Annotated in this window: 26 protein-coding genes; 2 read left to right on the top strand and 24 right to left on the bottom strand. The window is 25.1% G+C overall.

Annotated elements, in window-relative coordinates; all coding sequences use genetic code 11:
- Positions 1 to 53: 53 nt before the first annotated feature.
- The 5 genes from RDY08_RS05100 to RDY08_RS05080 all read right to left on the bottom strand — a co-directional run bounded on the left by RDY08_RS05100 (position 54) and on the right by RDY08_RS05080 (position 3,273).
- Positions 54 to 1,040, bottom strand: coding sequence for an endo alpha-1,4 polygalactosaminidase (locus RDY08_RS05100; protein WP_307905356.1), 987 nt, complete (start codon positions 1,038 to 1,040; stop codon positions 54 to 56).
- A gap of 150 nt (positions 1,041 to 1,190) precedes the next feature.
- Positions 1,191 to 1,358: a hypothetical protein gene (locus RDY08_RS05095; protein ID WP_307905355.1), complete on the bottom strand. Its 168-nt coding sequence runs from the start codon at positions 1,356 to 1,358 to the stop codon at positions 1,191 to 1,193.
- A gap of 138 nt (positions 1,359 to 1,496) precedes the next feature.
- Positions 1,497 to 1,913, bottom strand: a complete 417-nt coding sequence (locus RDY08_RS05090) for a C-GCAxxG-C-C family protein (RefSeq protein WP_307905354.1) — start codon at positions 1,911 to 1,913, stop codon at positions 1,497 to 1,499.
- Positions 1,914 to 2,096: 183 nt separating this feature from the next.
- A complete protein-coding gene (locus RDY08_RS05085) occupies positions 2,097 to 2,681 on the bottom strand; it encodes an HD domain-containing protein (RefSeq protein ID WP_307905353.1) in 585 nt (194 codons plus the stop codon).
- 385 nt (positions 2,682 to 3,066) lie between these two features.
- Positions 3,067 to 3,273, bottom strand: coding sequence for a zinc ribbon domain-containing protein (locus tag RDY08_RS05080; protein WP_307905352.1), 207 nt, complete (start codon positions 3,271 to 3,273; stop codon positions 3,067 to 3,069).
- 147 nt (positions 3,274 to 3,420) lie between these two features.
- Between RDY08_RS05080 and RDY08_RS05075 the strand changes: the two genes are divergently transcribed.
- Complete coding sequence (locus RDY08_RS05075; RefSeq protein WP_307905351.1) at positions 3,421 to 4,038, top strand: histidine phosphatase family protein; 618 nt, start codon at positions 3,421 to 3,423, stop codon at positions 4,036 to 4,038.
- Positions 4,039 to 4,202: 164 nt separating this feature from the next.
- Here RDY08_RS05075 and RDY08_RS05070 read toward each other — a convergent pair whose 3' ends face one another.
- The 15 genes from RDY08_RS05070 to RDY08_RS05000 form a co-directional block, all read right to left on the bottom strand.
- Complete coding sequence (locus RDY08_RS05070) at positions 4,203 to 4,715, bottom strand: GNAT family N-acetyltransferase (protein WP_307905350.1); 513 nt, start codon at positions 4,713 to 4,715, stop codon at positions 4,203 to 4,205.
- Entirely contained in the window at positions 4,712 to 5,005 is a 294-nt protein-coding gene (locus RDY08_RS05065; protein WP_307905349.1) for a chorismate mutase, read from the bottom strand. The genes RDY08_RS05070 and RDY08_RS05065 overlap by 4 nt, the downstream gene beginning before the upstream one ends.
- Before the next feature lie 30 nt (positions 5,006 to 5,035).
- Complete coding sequence (locus tag RDY08_RS05060; protein WP_307905348.1) at positions 5,036 to 6,208, bottom strand: ATP-grasp domain-containing protein; 1,173 nt, start codon at positions 6,206 to 6,208, stop codon at positions 5,036 to 5,038.
- A 41-nt stretch (positions 6,209 to 6,249) separates the two neighbouring features.
- Positions 6,250 to 7,008, bottom strand: a complete 759-nt coding sequence (locus tag RDY08_RS05055; protein ID WP_307905347.1) for an MBL fold metallo-hydrolase — start codon at positions 7,006 to 7,008, stop codon at positions 6,250 to 6,252.
- A gap of 221 nt (positions 7,009 to 7,229) precedes the next feature.
- Entirely contained in the window at positions 7,230 to 7,670 is a 441-nt protein-coding gene (locus RDY08_RS05050; RefSeq protein WP_307905346.1) for a hypothetical protein, read from the bottom strand.
- Between the two features lie 74 nt (positions 7,671 to 7,744).
- Positions 7,745 to 8,395 (bottom strand): hypothetical protein, encoded by a 651-nt coding sequence (locus tag RDY08_RS05045; protein ID WP_307905345.1) that lies wholly within the window; start codon positions 8,393 to 8,395, stop codon positions 7,745 to 7,747.
- A gap of 54 nt (positions 8,396 to 8,449) precedes the next feature.
- The gene (locus tag RDY08_RS05040) at positions 8,450 to 9,514 is read right to left on the bottom strand and encodes a hypothetical protein (protein ID WP_307905344.1); all 1,065 of its coding nucleotides are present in this window, start codon (positions 9,512 to 9,514) and stop codon (positions 8,450 to 8,452) included.
- A 302-nt stretch (positions 9,515 to 9,816) separates the two neighbouring features.
- Positions 9,817 to 10,605 (bottom strand): class I SAM-dependent methyltransferase, encoded by a 789-nt coding sequence (locus tag RDY08_RS05035; RefSeq protein WP_307905343.1) that lies wholly within the window; start codon positions 10,603 to 10,605, stop codon positions 9,817 to 9,819.
- Positions 10,606 to 10,795: 190 nt separating this feature from the next.
- The gene (locus RDY08_RS05030) at positions 10,796 to 11,320 is read right to left on the bottom strand and encodes an NUDIX hydrolase (protein ID WP_307905342.1); all 525 of its coding nucleotides are present in this window, start codon (positions 11,318 to 11,320) and stop codon (positions 10,796 to 10,798) included.
- Between the two features lie 137 nt (positions 11,321 to 11,457).
- Entirely contained in the window at positions 11,458 to 12,138 is a 681-nt protein-coding gene (locus RDY08_RS05025; RefSeq protein ID WP_307905341.1) for an HAD family hydrolase, read from the bottom strand.
- A 249-nt stretch (positions 12,139 to 12,387) separates the two neighbouring features.
- Positions 12,388 to 12,918 carry a hypothetical protein gene (locus tag RDY08_RS05020; RefSeq protein WP_307905340.1) on the bottom strand — a complete coding sequence of 177 codons (531 nt, stop codon included), beginning with the start codon at positions 12,916 to 12,918 and terminating at the stop codon, positions 12,388 to 12,390.
- A 40-nt stretch (positions 12,919 to 12,958) separates the two neighbouring features.
- Positions 12,959 to 13,396 carry a hypothetical protein gene (locus tag RDY08_RS05015; protein WP_307905339.1) on the bottom strand — a complete coding sequence of 146 codons (438 nt, stop codon included), beginning with the start codon at positions 13,394 to 13,396 and terminating at the stop codon, positions 12,959 to 12,961.
- Between the two features lie 484 nt (positions 13,397 to 13,880).
- Positions 13,881 to 14,336: a deoxycytidylate deaminase gene (locus RDY08_RS05010; RefSeq protein WP_307905338.1), complete on the bottom strand. Its 456-nt coding sequence runs from the start codon at positions 14,334 to 14,336 to the stop codon at positions 13,881 to 13,883.
- 44 nt (positions 14,337 to 14,380) lie between these two features.
- Complete coding sequence (locus RDY08_RS05005; protein ID WP_307905337.1) at positions 14,381 to 15,004, bottom strand: non-canonical purine NTP pyrophosphatase; 624 nt, start codon at positions 15,002 to 15,004, stop codon at positions 14,381 to 14,383.
- A gap of 189 nt (positions 15,005 to 15,193) precedes the next feature.
- Positions 15,194 to 15,841 carry a hypothetical protein gene (locus RDY08_RS05000; RefSeq protein ID WP_307905336.1) on the bottom strand — a complete coding sequence of 216 codons (648 nt, stop codon included), beginning with the start codon at positions 15,839 to 15,841 and terminating at the stop codon, positions 15,194 to 15,196.
- Between the two features lie 167 nt (positions 15,842 to 16,008).
- Between RDY08_RS05000 and RDY08_RS04995 the strand changes: the two genes are divergently transcribed.
- A complete protein-coding gene (locus RDY08_RS04995) occupies positions 16,009 to 17,448 on the top strand; it encodes a DDE-type integrase/transposase/recombinase (protein ID WP_307904024.1) in 1,440 nt (479 codons plus the stop codon).
- A gap of 438 nt (positions 17,449 to 17,886) precedes the next feature.
- Here the strand turns inward: RDY08_RS04995 and RDY08_RS04990 are convergent, their stop codons facing one another.
- The 4 genes from RDY08_RS04990 to RDY08_RS04975 form a co-directional block, all read right to left on the bottom strand.
- Positions 17,887 to 18,762: a GNAT family N-acetyltransferase gene (locus tag RDY08_RS04990; protein WP_307905335.1), complete on the bottom strand. Its 876-nt coding sequence runs from the start codon at positions 18,760 to 18,762 to the stop codon at positions 17,887 to 17,889.
- A gap of 320 nt (positions 18,763 to 19,082) precedes the next feature.
- The gene (locus tag RDY08_RS04985; RefSeq protein WP_307905334.1) at positions 19,083 to 19,730 is read right to left on the bottom strand and encodes an MAE_28990/MAE_18760 family HEPN-like nuclease; all 648 of its coding nucleotides are present in this window, start codon (positions 19,728 to 19,730) and stop codon (positions 19,083 to 19,085) included.
- Entirely contained in the window at positions 19,727 to 20,770 is a 1,044-nt protein-coding gene (locus tag RDY08_RS04980; protein ID WP_307905333.1) for a DUF262 domain-containing protein, read from the bottom strand. Before RDY08_RS04980 ends, RDY08_RS04985 begins: the two co-directional genes overlap by 4 nt.
- Position 20,771: 1 nt before the next feature.
- Complete coding sequence (locus tag RDY08_RS04975) at positions 20,772 to 22,199, bottom strand: restriction endonuclease subunit S (protein ID WP_307905332.1); 1,428 nt, start codon at positions 22,197 to 22,199, stop codon at positions 20,772 to 20,774.
- Positions 22,200 to 22,218 lie beyond the last annotated feature (19 nt).

Raw genomic sequence — 22,218 nt, 5'->3', positions numbered from 1 at the left:
ATATATATCTGGCTCTAAAAGGTAATAGAATGGTTTGACCCACAAAAATGTATCTATTTTTCTTCAAAATATTCATAAGCATCTATTATATCTAAATATACTCCATCAAATCCAGCGTCAATTATCTTTTTCAAATATGAATTATCATTTCCAAAAATAATATCATGCCAATTTTTATTCCAATATTTAACTTTGAAATTTCCTTTCCAACTTGGATTCTCGTTATCTAACCATAAAGGATGAGATTTATCCCATTCTTTATCCCAATAATATCGATAATTTTCAGCTTCTCCAATACTCATATAGCAAACAACTAATCGTTTGTTACCATTTTTTTTAATTTTAAGTTGTTTAATTTCTGTAGAATTATAGGCTTTTTCATTATGAAATAAATCCATGATAACCACATCATAATTAGTCGCTGATACAGCAGTTATAAAATCGCCCTTTGTTATGAAATTTTCGCTATTTATTAAATATAAAAAATTTTTAGCTTGTGAAATATTATTAATATTATTACTGTTCTCGTTAAAAGGATGTTTTGGGTAATCAGGTATTTTATTTAATTCTCTAGTATTGGCAGCAAATGATATAAATCCGTTTTTTTCATTAATTTTATATGAATCATCCATTTTGCTATGTGTATAAGAATAATCTGTTACAAGAACTTTTATATTATGTTTTTCATAGACATGGCATAAATCTAATAAATGCTGTTTGTCTTCTTCAGCTGTTTTTTCATCAATATTATTATAACCATAAAATAGCTCTTCTCGTCCAGTTGCATCAATAGAGTTAATATAATCAAGTTTTAGTATTCCATTACTTTCTCCATTGTCTGTTATAAGTTCTTGCCCATTTTGTGGAATAATAATAAAATTATGATTAATATTTTTGGAATAAGCACTGATACTTTTAATAAAATCACGCATATCTTGTCTATAATCTCTTGAAATATTGGCATTTATTATATTATTATTAAAACAACCTGATAACATAAACATTGAAATTATTATTAACTTCATAAATGGTTTTTTCATATAATATACATCCTTCCTATTTATCTATTGTTTTTACTAATCTAATTTCAGAAATTCTAAAAGCATCTTTCATTGTAGATTTTCTTATCATTTTTATTCTCGCCACCATTTTTAAGTTGCCTATCGTCTAGGGTACATTATAGAATTTAACTATTTTTTTATTCTCAACATTTTATTTTCATCTTTTTGAAATTCATATTCAACAGTTATCTCTTCAACTTTCATTTTTTTATCAGTAAAATATTTTACAACTTTATTATAATGTTTAGATATTTTTGCATTATTATCTAAAATCAGAATTAAAACTTGATGGTCCATCTCCACACCCAATTATTTTTTTGAAAAATCTTCTTTTGTCAAATTAAACATTTTACAATATTCTTCGTAATTTCTTCCCCATGGAACTATATTATTATATTTTATCGCCATTTATTTTCCCCTTTTATTTTATATTTTTTATGTTCCAGATATTATTTCATATGCAAGTAAGATTGATTCGTTAGTAATTGGCTCACATAAGTGAGGAGGATTATTTTCATTAAATCCTTGTGGTCTTAGCTCACTACACAACAAACTTTTAAATTTTTCATCAAATTCTTTTGAAAATTTATTACATAGTTCACGAATATCTTTATTTTCAAGGCTTTTTTCTTTACCTCTTAAACCTATAATCATCAATGCTCCATTCACTAACCCACATTGTGCTCCATATCTTCCTGCACCAGGAATTCCAATAGCAGAATTTAATATCTCTTCACCTATTTTAATATTAAACAATTCAGATAATACTTTTATTGATGTTATTGCACAATTATAATCTTTTTCCCAATAACAATATTTTACTTTTTCTTCAATTTTTTTAATAATTTCCATTATTTTTTCCTCTCCCATTAAATTTCAACTTTATAGTTTAACGATAGCTCATCTCCTGGTAAACCTCTTATTTTCCAATTTTCTTTTGGAGTTTCAAAAATTGTAATTTCAATATCATTTTTTTCTATTTATACATTTTCTTTCAAATTTTTATATAATAATTTTATTAACCTCCCTATAAAATCACTTAATTATTCCCTTTTCTAAATATTCATTTATCATACCTTCAACATATTTCCATATTTCTTCTGATCCATCTTTAATAATCCTGTTTTTTTCAATTATTTTTTCTGCTGAAATATTATATTTCACCCATGAATCCCCTTTGTTATAATAGTTTTGTAATATTGGTTCTAATCTATCCAATACTCTTGCAAATTTTGCTTCTATAGTTTTTCTTTCTTCAAATTCTACCCAAATATCTTTAAATTCTTTACTTTGGTCTTCTGGAAGAATACTAAATATTTTTTCTGCACCCTCTTTTTCTTTTTTCTCTTTTTCTACTTCCTTTTCAGTATATACAATATAATCTCCTGAATAAATTTCAATCAAATCATGAATTAATAACATTTTTAATATTTTTAACATATCCATATTTTTTTCATTTGAATATTCAGAAAGAACTATAGCCATAACACAAATATGCCATGAGTGTTCTGCATCATTTTCTTTTCTATCTTTTCCAAATAAACTTGTATGTCTGTAAATTTCTTTTATTTTATCTATTTCTCTTATAAATTCAATTTGTTTTTTTAATCTATTTGTCATTTTAATCTCCTCTTTTAATTTTTTTATATTATGATTAGACCCCAAAAAGGTAGTTTTCTAAAATCATATTATTATTAAAAAACCTCCTAAATTTTAATTAGAAGATTTTAGTGATATTTGTTATTTTTTTATGTTAGTTTTTATTATTTATAAGCAAAGATAAAATTCTGTAAAAGTTAATTTTATTTTGAACGTACAAAGTTGTATAGTTGTTTTTTAGAGTATGATTTTAACACAAAAAATAGTTTGTGTTCCATTAATATTTACTAATTTGGAACGTCTTAAAAATAACATTCCCATTTTGTTTTAAAATACGCAACGATTTAAGCGTTTTTATAACAAAATATAAGAAACTTATTTTTTAAACGTTCTTTTGTAAAAATTTCTAATCAGTAAAAAAATCAAATATATTCCCAAGCATACTTGTTTCTGCTTTATATAATTCAGTATATTTACATCTAGTACAAGTTACTGCTGTAAATTTTTTATTTTGCACATCAAATATTTTTGAAAAACCTCCTCCAGTTGTAGCAATTGTATCTGTTTCATAACTATTGTTTCCGCATTTTGGACATTTATAATTTTTTTCCATTTTTGCTCCTCCTTTTTGAAAATAGATTAGTTGATTTTCAAAAATTATATCAAAATTATCATAAAAATTCAAGGGATAGTTATTTTAATAGAAATCTTATTAGAATTTTGGTATAATATATAAAAATATATTAAGGATGTGATAATAATGACATTAAATCTATATATAGTTAGACATGGCGAAACAGAATGGAATAAAAAAGGTGTTATGCAGGGGCATTTCAATTCTGATTTAACTGATTTAGGTAAAAATCAAGCTCTGAAATTATCTAAATCTCTTTCTCATATTAATTTTGATGCGGTATATACAAGTACGCAATCCAGAGCAATAAATACTACTCAAATTATTTTAGGCGACAAAGATAATAAAATTATTCAATCTGAATTAATTAAAGAGATTAACATGGGAATTTGGCAGGGAATGGAAAAAGAAGTTGTAAGAAAAAAATATCCAGAGCATATTGAAAGTTTCTGGAAAAATCCACACAAATATGATCACCAAGCAATTAAAGGAGAAAGTTATTTTGAACTTTGTAAACGTACAAAACTTTTTTTGAATGATATTTATGATAAACATAAAAATGGAAATATTTTAATTGTATCTCATGGAATTGCGATTAAATCAATATTAAATAACATTTTAAACAGATCAATTGAAGATTTCTGGAAAGGCGAGTATATATTAAATACAAGTGTTACTTTAATTGAAATGAAGGCTAAAGATAGTTTTGAAATAAAGTTTATTTCTGATGTAAGTCATTTATAAATGACTTACAAATAATATTTCCATTTTGTTTTACAATATGCGATGATTTAAATACTTTTATAACAAAATATAAAAAAATTGATTTTTAAATGTTCTTTAGAATAAAACGTAGAAAAAAAGAATAAATCCTTTAAATAGATTTGCTCTTTTTTACAATGTAATTTTTATAATATTTTCTCATAAATAAAGACTTTCTTTATCTCTTTATACTTTTTTTCTCCTTCAACTCTTTTAAAACCAGACTTTTCCCAAAAGGCTTTACCTCTTGAGTTCTTATCCAATACTCCAATTCTAATTTTTTTAACACTGTGTTTTATTAAATATCTCTCAATTTCATTATATAATTCAGTTGCTAATCCCTTACCTCTTAAATTTTCATCTAATAACATTAATCCAATCATCCAAGTTTCATCTTCAGGAAAATTTTTTAATATATCAAATATACAAATTATTTTCTTGTTTTCATATATTCCAATAAGATATTTATCTTCTATACGCTTACCTTTAGGTAATTCAGGATAAAAAGTATCTTTTGAAGATATTTCATCTATTTCTAAATCATCTTGCCAACATATATATTTGTGATTTGCTTTTAAAAATTCTTCTACTTCTTCACCATTATCTCTAAAATTTAAAAATCTATATTTATAAGATTTATAATTCCAATTTTTCTTCATTTTAATTTCCACTCCTGCATCTCTTCATTTATAAAAAAATCAATCATCATTTTATATATTTTTTCAATTAAATCTGGAGATGCTCCATATTTTTTTGCTAATTCTTTTTTTGATTCAAGCACTTTTTTCACTCTATTTGAATCTTTTACTGCTTTTTCATCTTTTTTAAATTTAGCAGCTTCTTTTACATATTTAGCACGATTTGCAATTAACTTTACTATTTCATTATCAATAATATCAATACCATCTCTAATTTCTCTCATATTTAAACATTCTTCTGCTTTTTTCATATCTTTCAACCCCTTTATAATTTTTATATCTTAATTATCCAAACTAACAAATTCTTTTAAATCTGATTTTAATATCCATTCTAATTCTTCATAATTATCTTTTCTAGTTTCTGTAAAAATAAATCCAAAAAGTGGATATTTATTATAATCAACTTTTCTAATTTCTAAAATTTTTTCAAATTTCAAACTAATTTTATCATAATTAAAACTTTTAATATTAATGGAAGAGATATTAGTTGAATTATCCAATACAACTACACTATAAATTTTATTTTCTTTAATCTTTAAAATTTTTTCCCAATCTGGTTTTTTCTCTTTAAAATAGTATTCATAAGGATTAATCCCATATGCATAATAAGCTATATCTGTTGTACACCATCCTGCAAATCTCATGGGATTTACTTCTATAGGTATAATTTTTCCTTTTTCATCCATTCTCACTTCCACATGAAGTGGAAAATTTTTAATCTTTGTAATATCCCCTAATTTTTTCAAAAAATCTAAAAAATTCTCAATATTTTCATTAATTATTTCTTTTGATGTAATATATACTCTATCGCTTACATCTTTTTCAGAAGAGAATATATGTTTTAAAATATTCAAAATTACAGGCTCTCCATTGCTATTATAATAAGCATCAAAAGCAAACTCTTCTCCTTCAATATATTCTTCTATTATAAATTTTGAAGTATTTAAAACTTCTTTCGGATATAAATTTTCAACTTCTTTTATCTCTATTTCGAGAGATTTTATTGCTTTTTCCCAATCTTCATTGGAGGATATCATATATACACCCATACTAAAAAAACCAATGGAAGGCTTTATAATAAATGGCTTTTTTAAATTTTCAATTGAAATTTCTTTTAATTCATTTATTTTTATTTCTTTATAATAGAAATCTGGATAAATACTCTCAATAGCTTTCCTAAATTTCACTTTATCTTTAAATAAATTTATATTTTCAGGTAATTCTGTAAAATCTAAATTATTAATCATCCAATTAATAGAATTTTCCGAATTAGTATATATTTTCATCTCTTTTTCAAACTTTAATTTTTGTAATGCTAACTCTTGAGTTACTATTTTTGTTCCCTCTAAAAAATTTAATTTCTCTATTCCCTCTGATTTTAACAATGGCAATTTTAATTCTAATATACTTTTTTTCATAAAATCTGAAACATATGGTTTATCTGCTATTATCATTGATTTATATTCTCCTTTCAAATAAAATTATTTCTTAAATATTATTTAAGTTCATTTCTGTATACATTTAAATTTAAATCATGAGCTCTTTTAAGTTCCCACTCATCTAAATTTTCATTTATACAATCTTCTAATTTTATATTTCCATTACTATTTTTTATTTTATATAAATAATCTAATCTTTTTTCTATTTCAATATTAATATCCTGTTTATTAAGAATAGGTTCTCCATGTCCCATAATAAGATATTTTGGATTCAACTTAATTATTTCTTCTAAACTTCTAATATGAGAAAAAACACTTCCGTCACTGCATAATCCAGGAATACATGGTTTTCCTTCGTTTGTTTGCATCATAAGATCTCCAGTTATGATAATTTCATTATTTATTAAAATAATTGAACTCGACTTGCAATGTCCTTCTCCATTAATAATTTTTATATTAAATCCATTTAATTTAATTTCTCCCTCATCTATTATTTTAGTAGGCTTTAGGAAATTAAACTCATTTTTAAATTCTTTTGAAAAGCAAATATAATCATTTTCATACCTACTGTTACATATCAAATCTACATTTTCAAATAAATTTGCTCCTACTACATGATCTGGATGATAATGAGTAAAAATTATTCCAACTACTTGAATTCCATTTTTATTTAATTTTTCTTTTAATGCTTTAGCTTCATCCATCATTCCACAATCTATTAAAATTGCCTTATTATTATTTATTAAAGAAGTTATTACCATTGTATTTTCAAATAAAAAAACTTTCACTTTATTAGTTATATTATACTCCTTCATTTCTTATCTCCTTTTGAATAGTTTTATTTAGCCAGTTGCATAACTGAATTATTATTTTTATTGATTTAAATTAATATGTTTTTTTGACTATTTCTCTACTTATTTCACTATATTTATATCTTTTTAACCATGAATTTACTCAAATCACATTGAATAAACCCTTTTTATAATTCGTTTACATTCGTGGTTTCAATCTTTTTCATTCTTATTTTTACAATTACCTACAATAATATTTCATTATATATTGAAATACTGCTAATCTCATGTTTTGTTTTTCCTTTTTCTTTTCTTAAGAATTTTCTCTGCAAAATTTTTAATTTTTTTTCACTATTTATTAATTCTTTATATTTGTTCAGTTGAATTTTATAATCTGAAATATTTTTGAAAAACCATATCTCAATTTCCCAGTTTTTATTTTCATATTCTATTTTTAAATTTACAATAAATCCATTAGGTCTATTTAGTCTTGTATATTTTTCAAAATCACCATATTCATATTTTTGAAAAGTTTCTGTTCTTATAAATTCGTTTAATACCTTTATAGAACTTTCTCTAGGAGAGCCTGTTTCTACAACGATATCAATATCTTCATCAAACATTAAATCTAATTCATAGCTTCCTATAACTATAGGAAGTCCATATTTTGATAGTATTTTAATCACTTTTTTTTCTTTTAATAATTCTGTTGCTATTTTCTCTCTTTCTCTAATCTGTAACTACTTAGAATTCATCTGATTTACCAATAAGTTCCTATTTTTAATCCTATAGGAAATGAATTGTTTTTATTTGTAAATTCTATCCCAGAATTCATTTCCAAAAAGAATTTATCTTTATTAAATCTCAATACAAATGGAATTCTAGTTATATTATATTCTTTTGTTTCTGAAATTTCATCATCATTTTGTAATTCTTTTTTCCATATTAATCCACTTTTTATGCTTAAATTATTATTAATTTGATACCCTATATAATTTTCTGTATTTACAAGTATTTTCATCTGCTTTTGTTTTTCTCCATTTTTTAAATATATTTTTTTATTCTCTAATGTTGGTAAAAAATCACCTTCTAACCACAAATTATCATTAATTACTTTTTTATATTCTGTTCCTAGTTCATATTCTACTGAAAAATCATTTCCACTTGTTGAAGAAGATGAATAATTGAATGATTTTACTCCGAAATTTAATGTCATATTGAATTTTTTATTAATTAATTCTGTTTGTTCTCCAAATATAAGATATTTTCCATATAATGGAATTGGATATATAGGCAATTCCAATCTTTCAATTGGCGAATGTCTATATATTATTGGAAAACTAAAAGCTGAAAGATTATAAAAATTAAAACTATTGCCAAGTCCTACCACTCCATTATTGTCATATTCCATTCCTAATTCGTATTATATATTGATGTTGAATGTCAATCTCTACTTATGACCATTTTACTTTTTTACTATAAATTCATTTGTTGATAACATGTTATGCCATTTATAACCATCTGAACGATAATAACATCTCATAACAGAACCATCTATTTTAGTATAATCTACTACAAAGATCTGTCCTATTTTTATTAGCATAGGATAATCATTATAAGGTAATACAGATTGTGTTTTTGGATTATCTATAAAATCATTATATGCATCTTCCAATCTCCAAAATTCTCTATATTTAAATTCTTTAAATTCTGGCAAATCCCATTTTCCAAAATACGATGCTTTGTAAATCTTTCCTCCTACTTTTATTTTGTCCACTCTCTCTGGTTCAGGCTCCTTAGATAAATCTTTGGAATGAATATTATTACTATAATACTTCTTTAATTGGTTTGCCATACATGGAACCGCTCTAGTAACATCCAACATATCTATTCCTGTATGAGAAGCACCATAAATTCCCATAATATTTTTACCATTTAAATTTTCAAATTCATATATAAAGTTTTTTACCATCATATTTTCACGATATACCTCATCAGAATGACTATAATAGTACTTCCCTTGTGCTATTGCTTTTTTTGTTAAAAAGTATTGTTTAGAATCATTTAATTTATTATCTTTCAGATACTTTAAAAATCGTTTCCCTGTAGTTTCATACTGATGTCCAACGTCAGTTCCGTGAAAAATTGTTTTAGGATAATTCCTTTTTATCTTTTTAAAAAATTCTTTGAAATCAGGATTATGACCATCGGTCCCTTCCCAATCATGATAGATACTGTTAAATATATCATCACTATCAGATTTCATCCATATATTCAATAATTTTGCTGTATAGTATGGTACCTCAATAAACAAATGCCTCATACCTTGATTGTTATAATATTTATCCCATAATTCAATTTCTTTATCCAAAATTTTCTTTATTCCATGCCTTTCTCCATATAAATAAATTTGCCCAGTAGATTTTACTTTTAATACTAGTATATTATTTTTTTCAGTATTATTTGAACAAGATGTTAAAAACAGTATCACGATCGTTAGTATACAAACAATTAAAATTCTTTTTTTCATATTAGCTCTCCTTTATTTTATAATTTAAATTTTGATAATACTTATATAAAGTTTTATTTTTTCTTAAAAAAGCACCTAAAAGAAATCCATAGTATACTTTAAGAATTTCTAAATCAAAAATTACAGTATTTACAACTCAATAAATTCATGTACTCTTTATTTGTCACAAAATCACTCTTTTTTAATTTATATAAAATTACTTAGAAACGGCTTAAAAATAACTTACACATTTGTTTATAAAATAGGCAATGTTTCTAGCCTTTTTATAAACAAATATGAGAACATTATTTTTTAAACGTTCCTTAACTAATTTTTTTTGAAATAATCAACCCATGATTACTCAATCCCAATGAATTTTTTTGATTACATGTTTCTAAATGATATTTTAATAGCAATTCAAACTCCAATTCAGTTAGATTATTAATTTCATTTTTAGTTAATTTCCAAATACTGTCCGATGCAATGTGTTCAATAACTTCATTTCCTTCATTAACAATCAAATTTTCTATTTCTTCCGGATAATCAAAATGAGAAACCTTCAAAAATTCATCTTTTACTTCAGATGAAAAGTTACCTGTCTTTAAAAAGTATTCAATAACGTCTTTCTCTATTATTTCATTATGAATTCCTAAATAACGTGGAATTATATGCATTTTATTTATATAAGCAACTGCAAGAATACCACCTTTTTTTAGAACTTTATTACATTCTTTTATACATTTAATTCTTTCTTCTTTATCTCTTAAATGATAAATAGGACCTAAACACAATACAAATTCAAAAGAATTTTCTTTAAATTCAGATAAATCTAAAGCACTCCCTAGTTTCACATTAATATTTTTATCCACAAACTTTTCTTTCATAAAATTTACATGGGACTGAACAACATCTATTGCTGTTACTTCAATTTCTTTTTCATCATAATAAGAAGAATAAATTCCGCTTCCAGCACCAACATCTAAAAGTTTTCCTTTTTTTATGTACTTATTCAAATACTCAATGTTAGTAAGAAATTCAATCTTTGATGTTTTATCCTTCTCTAGTCTATTTGATTCACTATATTTTTCATAATATTGCTGCAATTTATTCATTTTCTTTCTCCTCCATGTAATTTTTTCTGTGTAAAAGGAACTAGACTCCTGACCTCCAGTCACACATAACGATTCATGTGTTCCCGAGGCTTGGCTCTTACCCTCAAAGCTTTTCTCCAAAGAGAGTGAGTGTCGGGAACACGCTGTTATATGACGCCCATTACGAAAGTTTATCACATACTCAAGCCCATCATTTTTCAATAATTATTGCACCACGCTGTTTTCTCATATCAAACATTAATCTAATTAAGTTCTTATAATATGATATGAACTCACCCTTATCTATTAAATCAATAATTTCATCTTTTGTTGCCCAGCGTACACATTGTACTTCTTCGTATTGCAATTTTAATGTATCGATATCTACATCATCTTCAATAATGTAATAATCATCAAAACCATAGCTAAAGTTGATTGTGAAAAACGGTCTTCTCTTTGAAAAATCTGCTTTGTATCCAATCTCCTCAAATAATTCCCTTTCAGCTGCCTGTGAACTACTCTCACCTGCTATCGAGCTACCGCCAACAGTAATATCCCACATATTGGGCCATCCTTTCTTAAAAGGTTGCCTTCGTTGAATTAACATCTGTCCCTTCGAATTAAATATACAGATGTGAACAACTAAATGAAATTCGTTATCATTAAATTCACTACCACGCTTTATCGTATTACCTGTTATACATCTTTCTTTATCATAAATATCCCAAATCTCCATATGAGTATTCCTCCCAATTCAATGAAATCTTTTCTAGTTATCCAATTTCACAATATTTAGAATTAAACATTTTCCCTCCAAATTCTAACTTGATTTATTTTTCTTAAATTTAATTTCTTAATTCTTGTTTTCTATTTTTAAATTATTTTTTCCATAAGACTCTTAACTTCATTTAAATCTATACAAATATTTTCTATAACTTCATTTGTTTTATTCATTTTATTTCTTTTTAACCAAATTGATTTTATACCACATTTTTTTGCTCCTAAAATATCACTTCTGATAGAATCTCCTATGTGTATCACTTCATTATTAGATAATTTCATCTCATTTAATGCAAGTTCAAAAAGTTCTTTTCTTGGCTTATAGGATTTTGCATCCTCACTTGTTAAAACACAATCAAATTTAAGATTATGAAATTTGATTGCATTATTTATATCAACTCTATCTATATTAGATACCACGCATATTGGAACATTTACTGATTCAATAAATTTTTTTGTATCTTCAAAAATCTTTGGTCTTTGCCAATGATTGAATAGAAGTTGACATAAGTCATCGCTATCTTCGCTTGAAGAAAAATATTCAAGAGTCCTATCTAAAGATATTTTTTCAATGATTCTTTGAGTTTTAAAATTATCACCATAACTATTCATAAATAATTCATGAAACTCTTGCCACCAAAATCTTCCAATTTCTTCAATACTAACATTTAAATCAGTACTTTTCTCTATTCTTTTGCAAATTACAGGAATAATTTCGTCATCTTCATGTACCAATGTTCCATAAAAATCCAGAAATAATGCTTTTAATTTCAAATATATCAACTCCTTCTATTATTCATAATAATTATATTAATGTTAGCTATCTCTGCCTTACCTTCTTTGCTTCGTTTTTTCATTTCTCTAGTCGCTTAGGAACGTTTAAAAAATAATGTTCTCATATTTGTTTATAAAAAGGCTAGAAACATTGCCTATTTTATAAACAAATGAGAATGTTATTTTTAAGCCGTTCCTTAGATAAAAAACAGGATGTTTTTTATCGGAAATATGCTACTTTTAAAAATTTTACTTCAATACTGCATCATCAAAAATCCATTTACTGATAACTTCATTTTCAACAATATTATATTTAAAATCACACCATTCAAAAGTTAGATCATTTAACCTACCATATACATTTCCATTTTTTATTTCTATAAATTCTATCCCATCTAAACTAATTCGCTTTGTTTTTTGGATAAATTTTCCATTTTTATCATGTACAGAAATATAAAGCCCATCAGTTATAATGATATAGTTATTAACAAGATCAATTTCAATATCTTCATAATCTTCATATTCAAAAATACATTGCACTTTTTTTATTTTGCAATTTATTATATAAATATTTCCCCTTGCTAAAATTACAGCAGTATTATTTTGAAAAATTTTTATCTTACTTTTATTTCTAATCCCAATATCAAATTTTCCTATCCACTCTTCTCCTGTCTCTAAATTTAAAAAAAGAATCCATAGCAAGTCATTAGTTTTTCCAAAATTATATTCAGAATATTCACCGCTTTTTGACAAGCCTTCTAAAATTTTAATTTCAAACATTTTCCCTCCAAAAATAAATAACAATTCTTTCAATATAATTTTAGATTAATTCAAACTCAATTTCTTCTCCAAGTTCAAATTTTTCAATTCGTTTGAAATTTTTAACAAATTTATCATATAGTGCTGGATTAGTTTTTTTATGGCATAATAATTTATCTGAAATATTTCTTTTATTAAATTCATAAAACTCAGTTTCCATTTCTATCTCCAAATGAATTATACCTCGTGAATTGCATTGTAATTCCAAACTTATTGCCCCATTAGCATATTTCTCGCCAAATCCTCCAAGTTTAATTAAGCATTTCTTATTAGGTATTAGACTGCCAAATTCAATTAATTTTTTATAGGTTTCAGATATTTCAAAATTCCCAGTATATACAGTTGTTCTAAATTTAAAATTTTCATCAATTAAATAAATTTCAAACTCAATTACATCATCATCATTCCAAATTTTTTTAATAATAATTTTATTTTTCAATTATATCATACTCCAATCTTTTACTTTTCTTGTTTAGAGAGTATCATTATATTATAATTTTTAAATGTTGACAATCCATTATCTTTGAATTTAATCCACTACCACAACCAACATCTAAAATTTTCGATGTCTCTTTGAGAAATGAAACAAACTTATTCATTTGTTTTTGATACGGTTCATAGATGGAGAATTTTTCATTATATTTATCAGCACATTGATCATACGATTTTAAAGTCTTAGTCATATTATCTCCTTCATTATCGCCACTACATCGGATTCTTTTTTTCAAAAATAATATTAAAAGCTCTTATAGAACAGTCTTCCTGCAGGCGATATGCCTGAGCAGTACAACAATGAAACAAAAGCTTAGAGCCTGAATGACAAAGTGTCTCGGTAGGCGAGGGCCATAGTCTGCAGGATGTTAGAAGATTCAATCTGCCTCCCATTTCTACTTAGTCACAGCAGTAGCTCAGGAAGTGCATTTTTATACATTTTCTTCATTATAAGACAATTCCATTTTATCAATTGTTGTTTCTAATTTTCGATAATTTACCCCTGCTCTATCCAAAAGCATTCTTGAAGCTATGAAAATATCATCATCATGGTGCTTATCAGACAAATAAATTACTTCTCTTATTCCAGACTGAATTATTACCTTTGAACATTCGTTACATGGAAATAGTGCTGTATAAATTTTACAATTCTCCAAACTTATTGAGGTACTATTTAAAATAGCATTAAGTTCTGCATGACAAACAAAAGGATATTTCGTATTCAAGTAATCACCAGTATTCCCCCAAGGAAATTCATCATCATTTAAGCCATTTGGTAATCCATTATAACCTATTCCAACAATTCTATTCTTTTCGTTTACTATACATGAACCAACTCTTGTATTTGGGTCTTTACTTCTTTTCCCAGATAAAATTGCAATTTCCATAAAATATTCATCCTAATTAATATAATTCTTAAATTTTTTCATAATTATATTCCCTTTCTTTCTATATTTAGACTATTAATAAAAAAATTTCTAAAACCAATTTTTATATCTAAGTTATCCTCTTTTTCTCTTGATAAATCAAAGTAATACTTATTCGTACTTATATCAACAGATAGAGAATTCAAAGGAAATCCTTCTTTATAGCTTTTATGTGGTTTATCAACTATTAAAAATTTTTCTGAATATATATCTTTTCCAACATAGCTATATTTTTCTTTATTATTAATTATTAAACAAATTGCATTTTTATAATATGCTTTTAATTGCCCACCATATTTTTTTGCTAAATTACTATAATATTCTATCATTTCTTCATCACTTAACTTTTTATTTCCAATTCTTCTAATTAATATTCCTGGCTGATCTTTTTCCTCAACATTTTCAAAATATAAACCAGAATCACAAGAAAATACTGGTTTTTTTATTTGCTTAAAATAGTTTCTAGCCTTTTGTTCTGCATTTTCTAAAGGATCTTTACCAGTTTCTTTTGATTTTTTTAAATTCATCCCAAAATCACTTAATCCAACAATTTTAACTTCTAAACCTTCAAGCATTTTTATCATACTATTTAATTTAGAAATATTATATGTCCCATAAACTATTTCCATAAAATAACTTCCTTTCATAAATTCTAATTTTACCATATTTCTAAAAAGCATACAAGGATGTATGCTTAAATTAATACTTTGCTGTAATCTACTAACGTCTCAGTGCCAGAAGCTATCATTCCAGCGTATCGTTTTCTCGAAATGATGGCTTCTGCACATTTTATGGGCTTTTAGTGAAAACAAATAAAACTATTTTAATAGCTTAAATCCAAATAAACCTCCATCACGCACTTTAAATTCTAATAATTTCAACTCTGAAGGAGCTTCTGACATTGCTTGATTTTTAGTATGAATTTTTATTTTCACTTGAATATTATTAGCACCATCATATTCTATAGAATCAATTTTAACTCTATCACCTAAAAAATAAGAATCTATATGATTGATTGTTTTAGCCTTGTTGTTTAATTTAAACAGTCCTATATATTTAAACAATCCGCTACCCTGATTCGAAACAGAAAAAGGAATGACAAGGTAATTGATATTTGAAGTAGAGTTATTGAGAGTAACAATCTCACGATTGCTAATAAATACTTTTCCTTTTTCATATCCTACCGAAAATTTACCTTTTGCATAGTACAAAGAATCCGAATCGATTACTTGAGTTATTTTACAATTAATTTTTAGTTCAGGTACTTTAACATAAAAATCATTTGTAGTGTCAAGATTAAACCATTTCGATAAAACTTCTGACTTATGAACTTCTTCAATTTTATTCCCATCAACATCATATCCTGGCTGATTAGCTAAATAATTAAACTTATAAATTCCTGCAATTATCACAATTAGAATAATTGATGTAATAATTATTAGTACCGCTTTGATTATTTTTTTCATATTTTCTCTCCTTATTTTTCCATGGTAGTGTCAAATAAAGTTTCCTTTTTAAGTCACTATCCTTTATATTTATTATCTTTGCGCGTTATATTTGACTCCTCCCCCAAAATAAGGTAATATTTTATTATAACCAGTAACAAAATACACCAAATTAGGAGGAGATTCTTATGCCAAAATATGTGTACACTTTGCTGAAAATTATTGCCATTCAACAAAAATTAATTATTGCTTTAATGATCTTTGCTCTAGGTAAAAAATTCGAGTTTCTTAATTCTAAATCTGATGATAAACCCATCGATAAAAAATACCATAGACTCATTGTTGATAAAATGCCTATTTTTAAAAAAATTGTTAAATTTGACTATAAAATACTTCTTGAACAATACCAACTTAAACACAATAAGCCTTTAAAACCCATTAAACGCAGAAAAGAAAGCTCCGTTCCCAAAAGCTTGATTTGCCCCATTTGTGGTGCTCCTCATATATATATTTATGATAACAACGGACATAAAGGTCAATTTAAATGTAAAATATGCAATACCAATTTCCATGAAAAAAATCACTTTGCAAAATTTGTTGTTTTTAAATGTCCTCATTGTGGCAAAACTCTTGAAAAAATTAAGGAGCGTAAAGATTTCTTCGTCCACAAATGTACAAATAAAAAATGCTCTTTTTATTTGAAAAATCTACAAAAAATGGATGCTGACGAAAGAAAAATTTATAAAAATGATCCTAGTAAATTTAAACTTCATTATATTTATAGAGAATTTACATTTGATTTTAATTCTCTTGATAAAGATTCTCTCGTTCCTATTCCAAGTGATTTATCTAAGATACAAGTTTCTCCTTATACATTAGGGCTTATTCTTTCTTACAATATTAATTTTGGTATCTCTGCAAGAAAAACTGCCAATTTATTAAAAGAAATTCACGGCATCAATATTTCTTATCAATCTATTTTAAATTATGCTAAAGCTGTCGCCACCAATGTTAAACCTATTATTGACAATTATCCCTATAAACTTTCTGACTCCATTTGTGGTGATGAAACTTACACTAAAGTCCTTGGTAAATGGAAATATATTTTCTTTTTCTTTGATACTAAGAAAAAAATTATTTTATCTCATTATACTTCTTCTTCAAGAGATACTAAATCTGCTTGCAAAGCTCTTATTGATGTTATTAGCAAGTATAGGGAGCTCCCTGAAGACTTCCAAGTCATTGTTGATGGCAACCCCATATACTTGCTAGCACAACAATTCTTTGCTCAACACGACATTAATTTTAACGTTGAACAAGTCATCGGTTTAACTAATAAAGATAAAGTTTCTAAAAAATTTAGGCCTCTTAAACAAATTATTGAAAGACTGAACAGAACCTTTAAAGAAAATTATCATTATACTAACGGTTACAATTCTCATTCTGGCGCTTTTACTTCTGTTACTTTATTTACAGCGTATTTTAATTTCCTTCGGCCTCATTCTTCTTTGGAAAATAACGTACCTGTTGTTATTCCTGAACTTACTGATTTACCCAACATGCCTGCTCGTTGGGGTAAACTTATTGAGTTATCTCAATATTTTATTCCTGAAAAACATATAGCATAATTTTTATAATTTTACTTCTGCCTTACCATTACTTTTTTCTCAAAAGTGATGGATTTTTCTGCTTTTTGTTTTTTATTTCTTTCTAATATTTTCAATTTAATTCTATAAAAAATCTTAGGGTTTTTTCATGATTTTAGCATAAATTTCTTCTTCTTTTTCTGCTTTTTATTTTTTTAGTTTTTCTCATAGTTTTCATAAACTTTTGACACTACCTTTTCCATTAATTATTTTTTGTTGCATAACTGTATATTTTTATCTAACTTATGAGTTAATTTTTAGAGATACCTTTTTTAAAAGAGCTGTGAAGTACATTCTTCACTAAAATTTGTTTATTAAAACAGTCTATCACCTGCAATTTCATTTAACGTATCACATACCTCGCTGTTATGAGAAGTGCTTTTTAGATTCCTATTTTTGTTACGTTTTAATATACTTCTTTTATGCGTGTGATGTTATTGGATGAATTACTTTTAATTTTTCACCAAATTTTCCCTTAATGAATAAAATATTATCATCTTCATCAACTTCTCTCTCTTTTATTTCTATATTGTCTGCTTCAATATTAAAATCAAACGATACTTCTTTTATTTCATCTGTTGTTATACTTCCGATTATTTCTCTATAGTTCTTTTTTTCTGTTAAAACTATATCATGTATATTTAATTTCTCATTATCAGTCGTATATATAACAATGATTTTTTCCCTGTTATCATAATATATATTACCTCTGAAAACATTTAGACAATACCAAAACATTACTTCGTATCCGTTTATTATGTCAAATTGACTTGAGGTAGGAATACGATTTATTCCTATTTCTTTCAATATGGCAACATCATTTAAGTTATCCATGTCTAATTTACGAAACTTATATTTAGTATTCAATTCAATTTTTTCTGTTGTATAAATCTGAAACTGTTTTATTTTTTTAAAGCCAAATTTAGGATAAAATTCAGATACAGAATTATTTGCAAAAAGATAAATTATGTCATATTCTTTTTCAAATTTTTCAAGTATAAAATTTATTATCTGTTTAGCCATTCCTTTCCTTTTGTACTCTTCATCTGTCATAACTGTTCCAATTTGTAATGCAGTTTTTTTTGTTCCGTTAATTATAAACTGATACTTATTTACGGAAGCATTTGAAATTATTTTATTACCACTTTTTATGGAATAACACTCATATTTATTATTCCATAATTTTTTTCGATACCATTCTTCAAAGTTTATTCCAAATGTATTCTGGCTTAACTCATTAAAACTCTTCCTTAATATTTCATTCTCTTTATAATCATAAACTAACTCTAATTTCATTTATACGTTTTCTCCAATTTTTAGTTTTTATTTATTTGATTTCATTTTATAATGTTACCGGTACCACCTCTTTTTTTATTTGCTTTTACTTTATGCATTGCTCATAACGGTTCCATCGATAATACGATGCCTTTGAAGTTCGTGAAGCTCTAGCGAACCACCGAAAAGATATTCTATATCGTGTGTTATGTGACGGAAATCAGCATGTTCTTTATATTAATATCAACTTTATTAGAATTTTTTTACTTTCATCTCTACTTAAAAATCCAAAACTCGCCGTTTTTTATGCAGAAAGCCCACTAGGACAGTGGGCTGTATATCTATACTAAATATTTTTCATTTTCAATATATTCTTCTATTTTCTCCATATAACTATCTAAAAATTCAAAACTTTTCTTTTTTGTCTCAATTAACTCCTCTAATGATTTATCTCTTCCAATTTCTTTAAATGATTTTTCACCATGAGCTAAAAAATTCCTATCATCTTTTATTCTTTTCAATCTATATTCTTGCTTAGAAAAATCAATCTCAAATCGTTTTTCCAACATTTTTTTAATAGCATTTCCATCTAAATTTCCAGCAGAAAAATAACTACTATTATTTTTCCTGAATTTTTTTATATCAATTTCCACTTCTTGATTAATATAATTTTCAATTTCTCTTAAAATCTCACTATAATCATCTTTATTTCTAATATTTGATGCTTTATGTTTATACCAAATAATTTTTATTTTTTCATCAATTTCGCTATATTTCAACATTTTATCATTAATTGAATCAATAATATACTCAATTCCTTTATTAACAGAACCTTCAATTAAATTATATAACAATAAAATTGATTGACTTTTTAAAATTAAAAACTCATTTTTATAAGTTTTCTTATCATTTATAGTAGAAAGAAAATTAAAAAATTCTTCTACTTCTAATTTTCTTTCTTCAAAAAATTCTCTTAGATCATTTGTCATAAACTTGCCTCTAATATTTTATTTTTAACTAATTCTATATTTTCCTTTAATTTATTTAAACCATTACTTTTTGCGTTCTCTATAAATATTTCACTATAAATATCTATTTCAAATGATTTATTAACTAATTCTTTTTTTTCTTTTATCGCTAATGTAACCCCTATAAAAATAGCTAACAATCTATTCTTTCTATTTATAGATATATCTTTTACTAATTCATTGTATTTTACTATTTTCAACATTTCTTTAAACTGAATCAAATATAAATCTTTTGTATCATCATTTTTAAATTTTTCATTTTTCTCTTCAATATATTTATTTAGATAATCATTTACATATATTTCAAACTCTAAATTTTCACAATAGGCAAAATATTTTATTAAAAATTCTTCTTTATAACCTCTTTTTTCATCATTAGAACTAAAATTTGATATTTCTTTTAAAATTGAGTTTTCTCCACATTCATTATAAATAAATTCAATAAATTTACCTTCTTTCGCTCCTTTTGTCACTTCCATTTTTTTTAATGTTTCTCCTCCAGTATTTAATCTTTCAAAAATTTCATGTCTTATATTCATATCCTTTTTTTCTATATCCGTTACTACTATTGCTTTAATTGAGATATTATTTATTTTTCTTTTTCTGGAACTATTTAATTCATTAAATGTAATATTATTTAGTTCTTCAAGCTTTAACAATCCTTTTAATTTTAGTCTATTTTTTAAAAATTCATTAATAGTTCTAATTCGTTGTGATCCGTCTATTATTTCTAAAACACCATCGTCTATTTCTGCTAAATATATAGGTGGTATTGGCATTCCTAAAATCAAAGATTCTATAAATTTAGATTGTCTTTTTTCATCCCAAACGAATTTTCTTTGATAAAAAGGAACAAAAATTTCAGTAGTTTTACTTTCTTCTATAGCTCTATTAAACTTTGAAACTAATAGTTCAAGGGTATATTCTTTTGTATCATATTTTACATTTTTTCGTTGTTTATTTATATTTTCTTCTATTTCCGCAATAGTTTTTTTTGCCATTTCATACCTCATTTAATTTAATATTTAGTTCTTTTAATTTATTTTCTATCCACATTAAAGCTATTTCTTCATTTTCTTCAATCGCTTTTTCAACTGCTAATTTTGAAATATCTAATAATTGTTTTGATTTTTCTTTTAAATCAAAGCTTTCTTTTATTTTCTCTTCTATTTTATTTTGAATTAGCAAATCTATTATTGGAAGACCTATTCTTAAAAATTCATCTTTATTTATTGCTGTTAAAATTGTACCCGAACAATTTTGTTTTAGTATTTGCTGTACTATTTTATTTTTTAATAAAATAAGTAATGTTTCAGAATTAATTTTTTCAGAATTAATTACATAAAAACCTGTTGAACATAAGCTATTGTCAAATTTTTTTGTCACTAATGCAACTTTTTCAAGCGAACCCTCAATAGAAGAAACAATTACATCATTTTCTTTTATTCTTCTTCTTGCTCGATTTGGCAAGTCTTCTCCTAACTCATAAGTAAATCCAGTAACATCTCCAGTTGTTCCGATATTTGATAATTCTATATATTTATAATATTGTTTTTCTTTTAGTTTATAATTTTTATCCATTAGGTTACAAAGATTTTCTAAAGTATCATGCCCACCCTTATAACTTTTAATTTTTTCAATTATCTCTTCATATTTTTGCTGATAATATTCACTATCTAGTCTTCCACTTTGCAAAAATGAGTTTTTTAAACTTTTAATCTTTATATTTTCATTTGTTGGTTTCCAGTCTTTTAAGTCTAGCTCTTCAAGTAAAATATTTTCTGCTTGTTTATATAGTGTTTCAGAAGTAACTCTACTAATATGTGCTTCTTCAAATAAGTTTTTAATTCTTTTTTGAAATATCATTGAAAGTAAAGGAATCTCAATTTCTTTCACTTCTTCGGGATTTACATTTGTTTGATTAATTGATTGTCTTGCTCTTCTTTTTATATCCCATACTCCTTGCTTTGAGTTTAAAAAAGCTGTTAAATATTCAGGTAAAATAAATTTTTCATCAGGGATAAATCTCACAAGATATGAAGCAAAAATAAAGTCTTTATTATCTAATTTTCTATATATGCCTGTCCTTCCAACCCATTCAAAAGAATTAGTTCTATTAAAAATAACATCTCTATCATTTAACTTAAATATTTCCAATTCTTTTTCTGAAATATTTGCAGATTTGTTTACACTTAAATCACATAATAAATTATGTATTTCATTCATTCTATATATTGGATACCCTACATTATTTTCATTCATAGATATTGATATACCATATTGTGATTTGTCTAATTTATTTCCAATTTTATCATAAATAAGTAACGGATTTTTAATAGGCTCCTTTGTATAAAATTGACTATCTATTCTAAAGTCTTTATTTTCAAATACTTGTGAAAAAAGTTTTTCTTTAATTCCCAGCCCTTCCAATAAGTTTTTATATTTCTCC

The organism is Haliovirga abyssi (assembly GCF_030295325.1).
Classification (GTDB): domain Bacteria; phylum Fusobacteriota; class Fusobacteriia; order Fusobacteriales; family Haliovirgaceae; genus Haliovirga; species Haliovirga abyssi.
The sequence above is the reverse complement of the archived record's forward strand: the minus strand, read 5'-3'. Positions and strand labels throughout refer to the sequence as shown.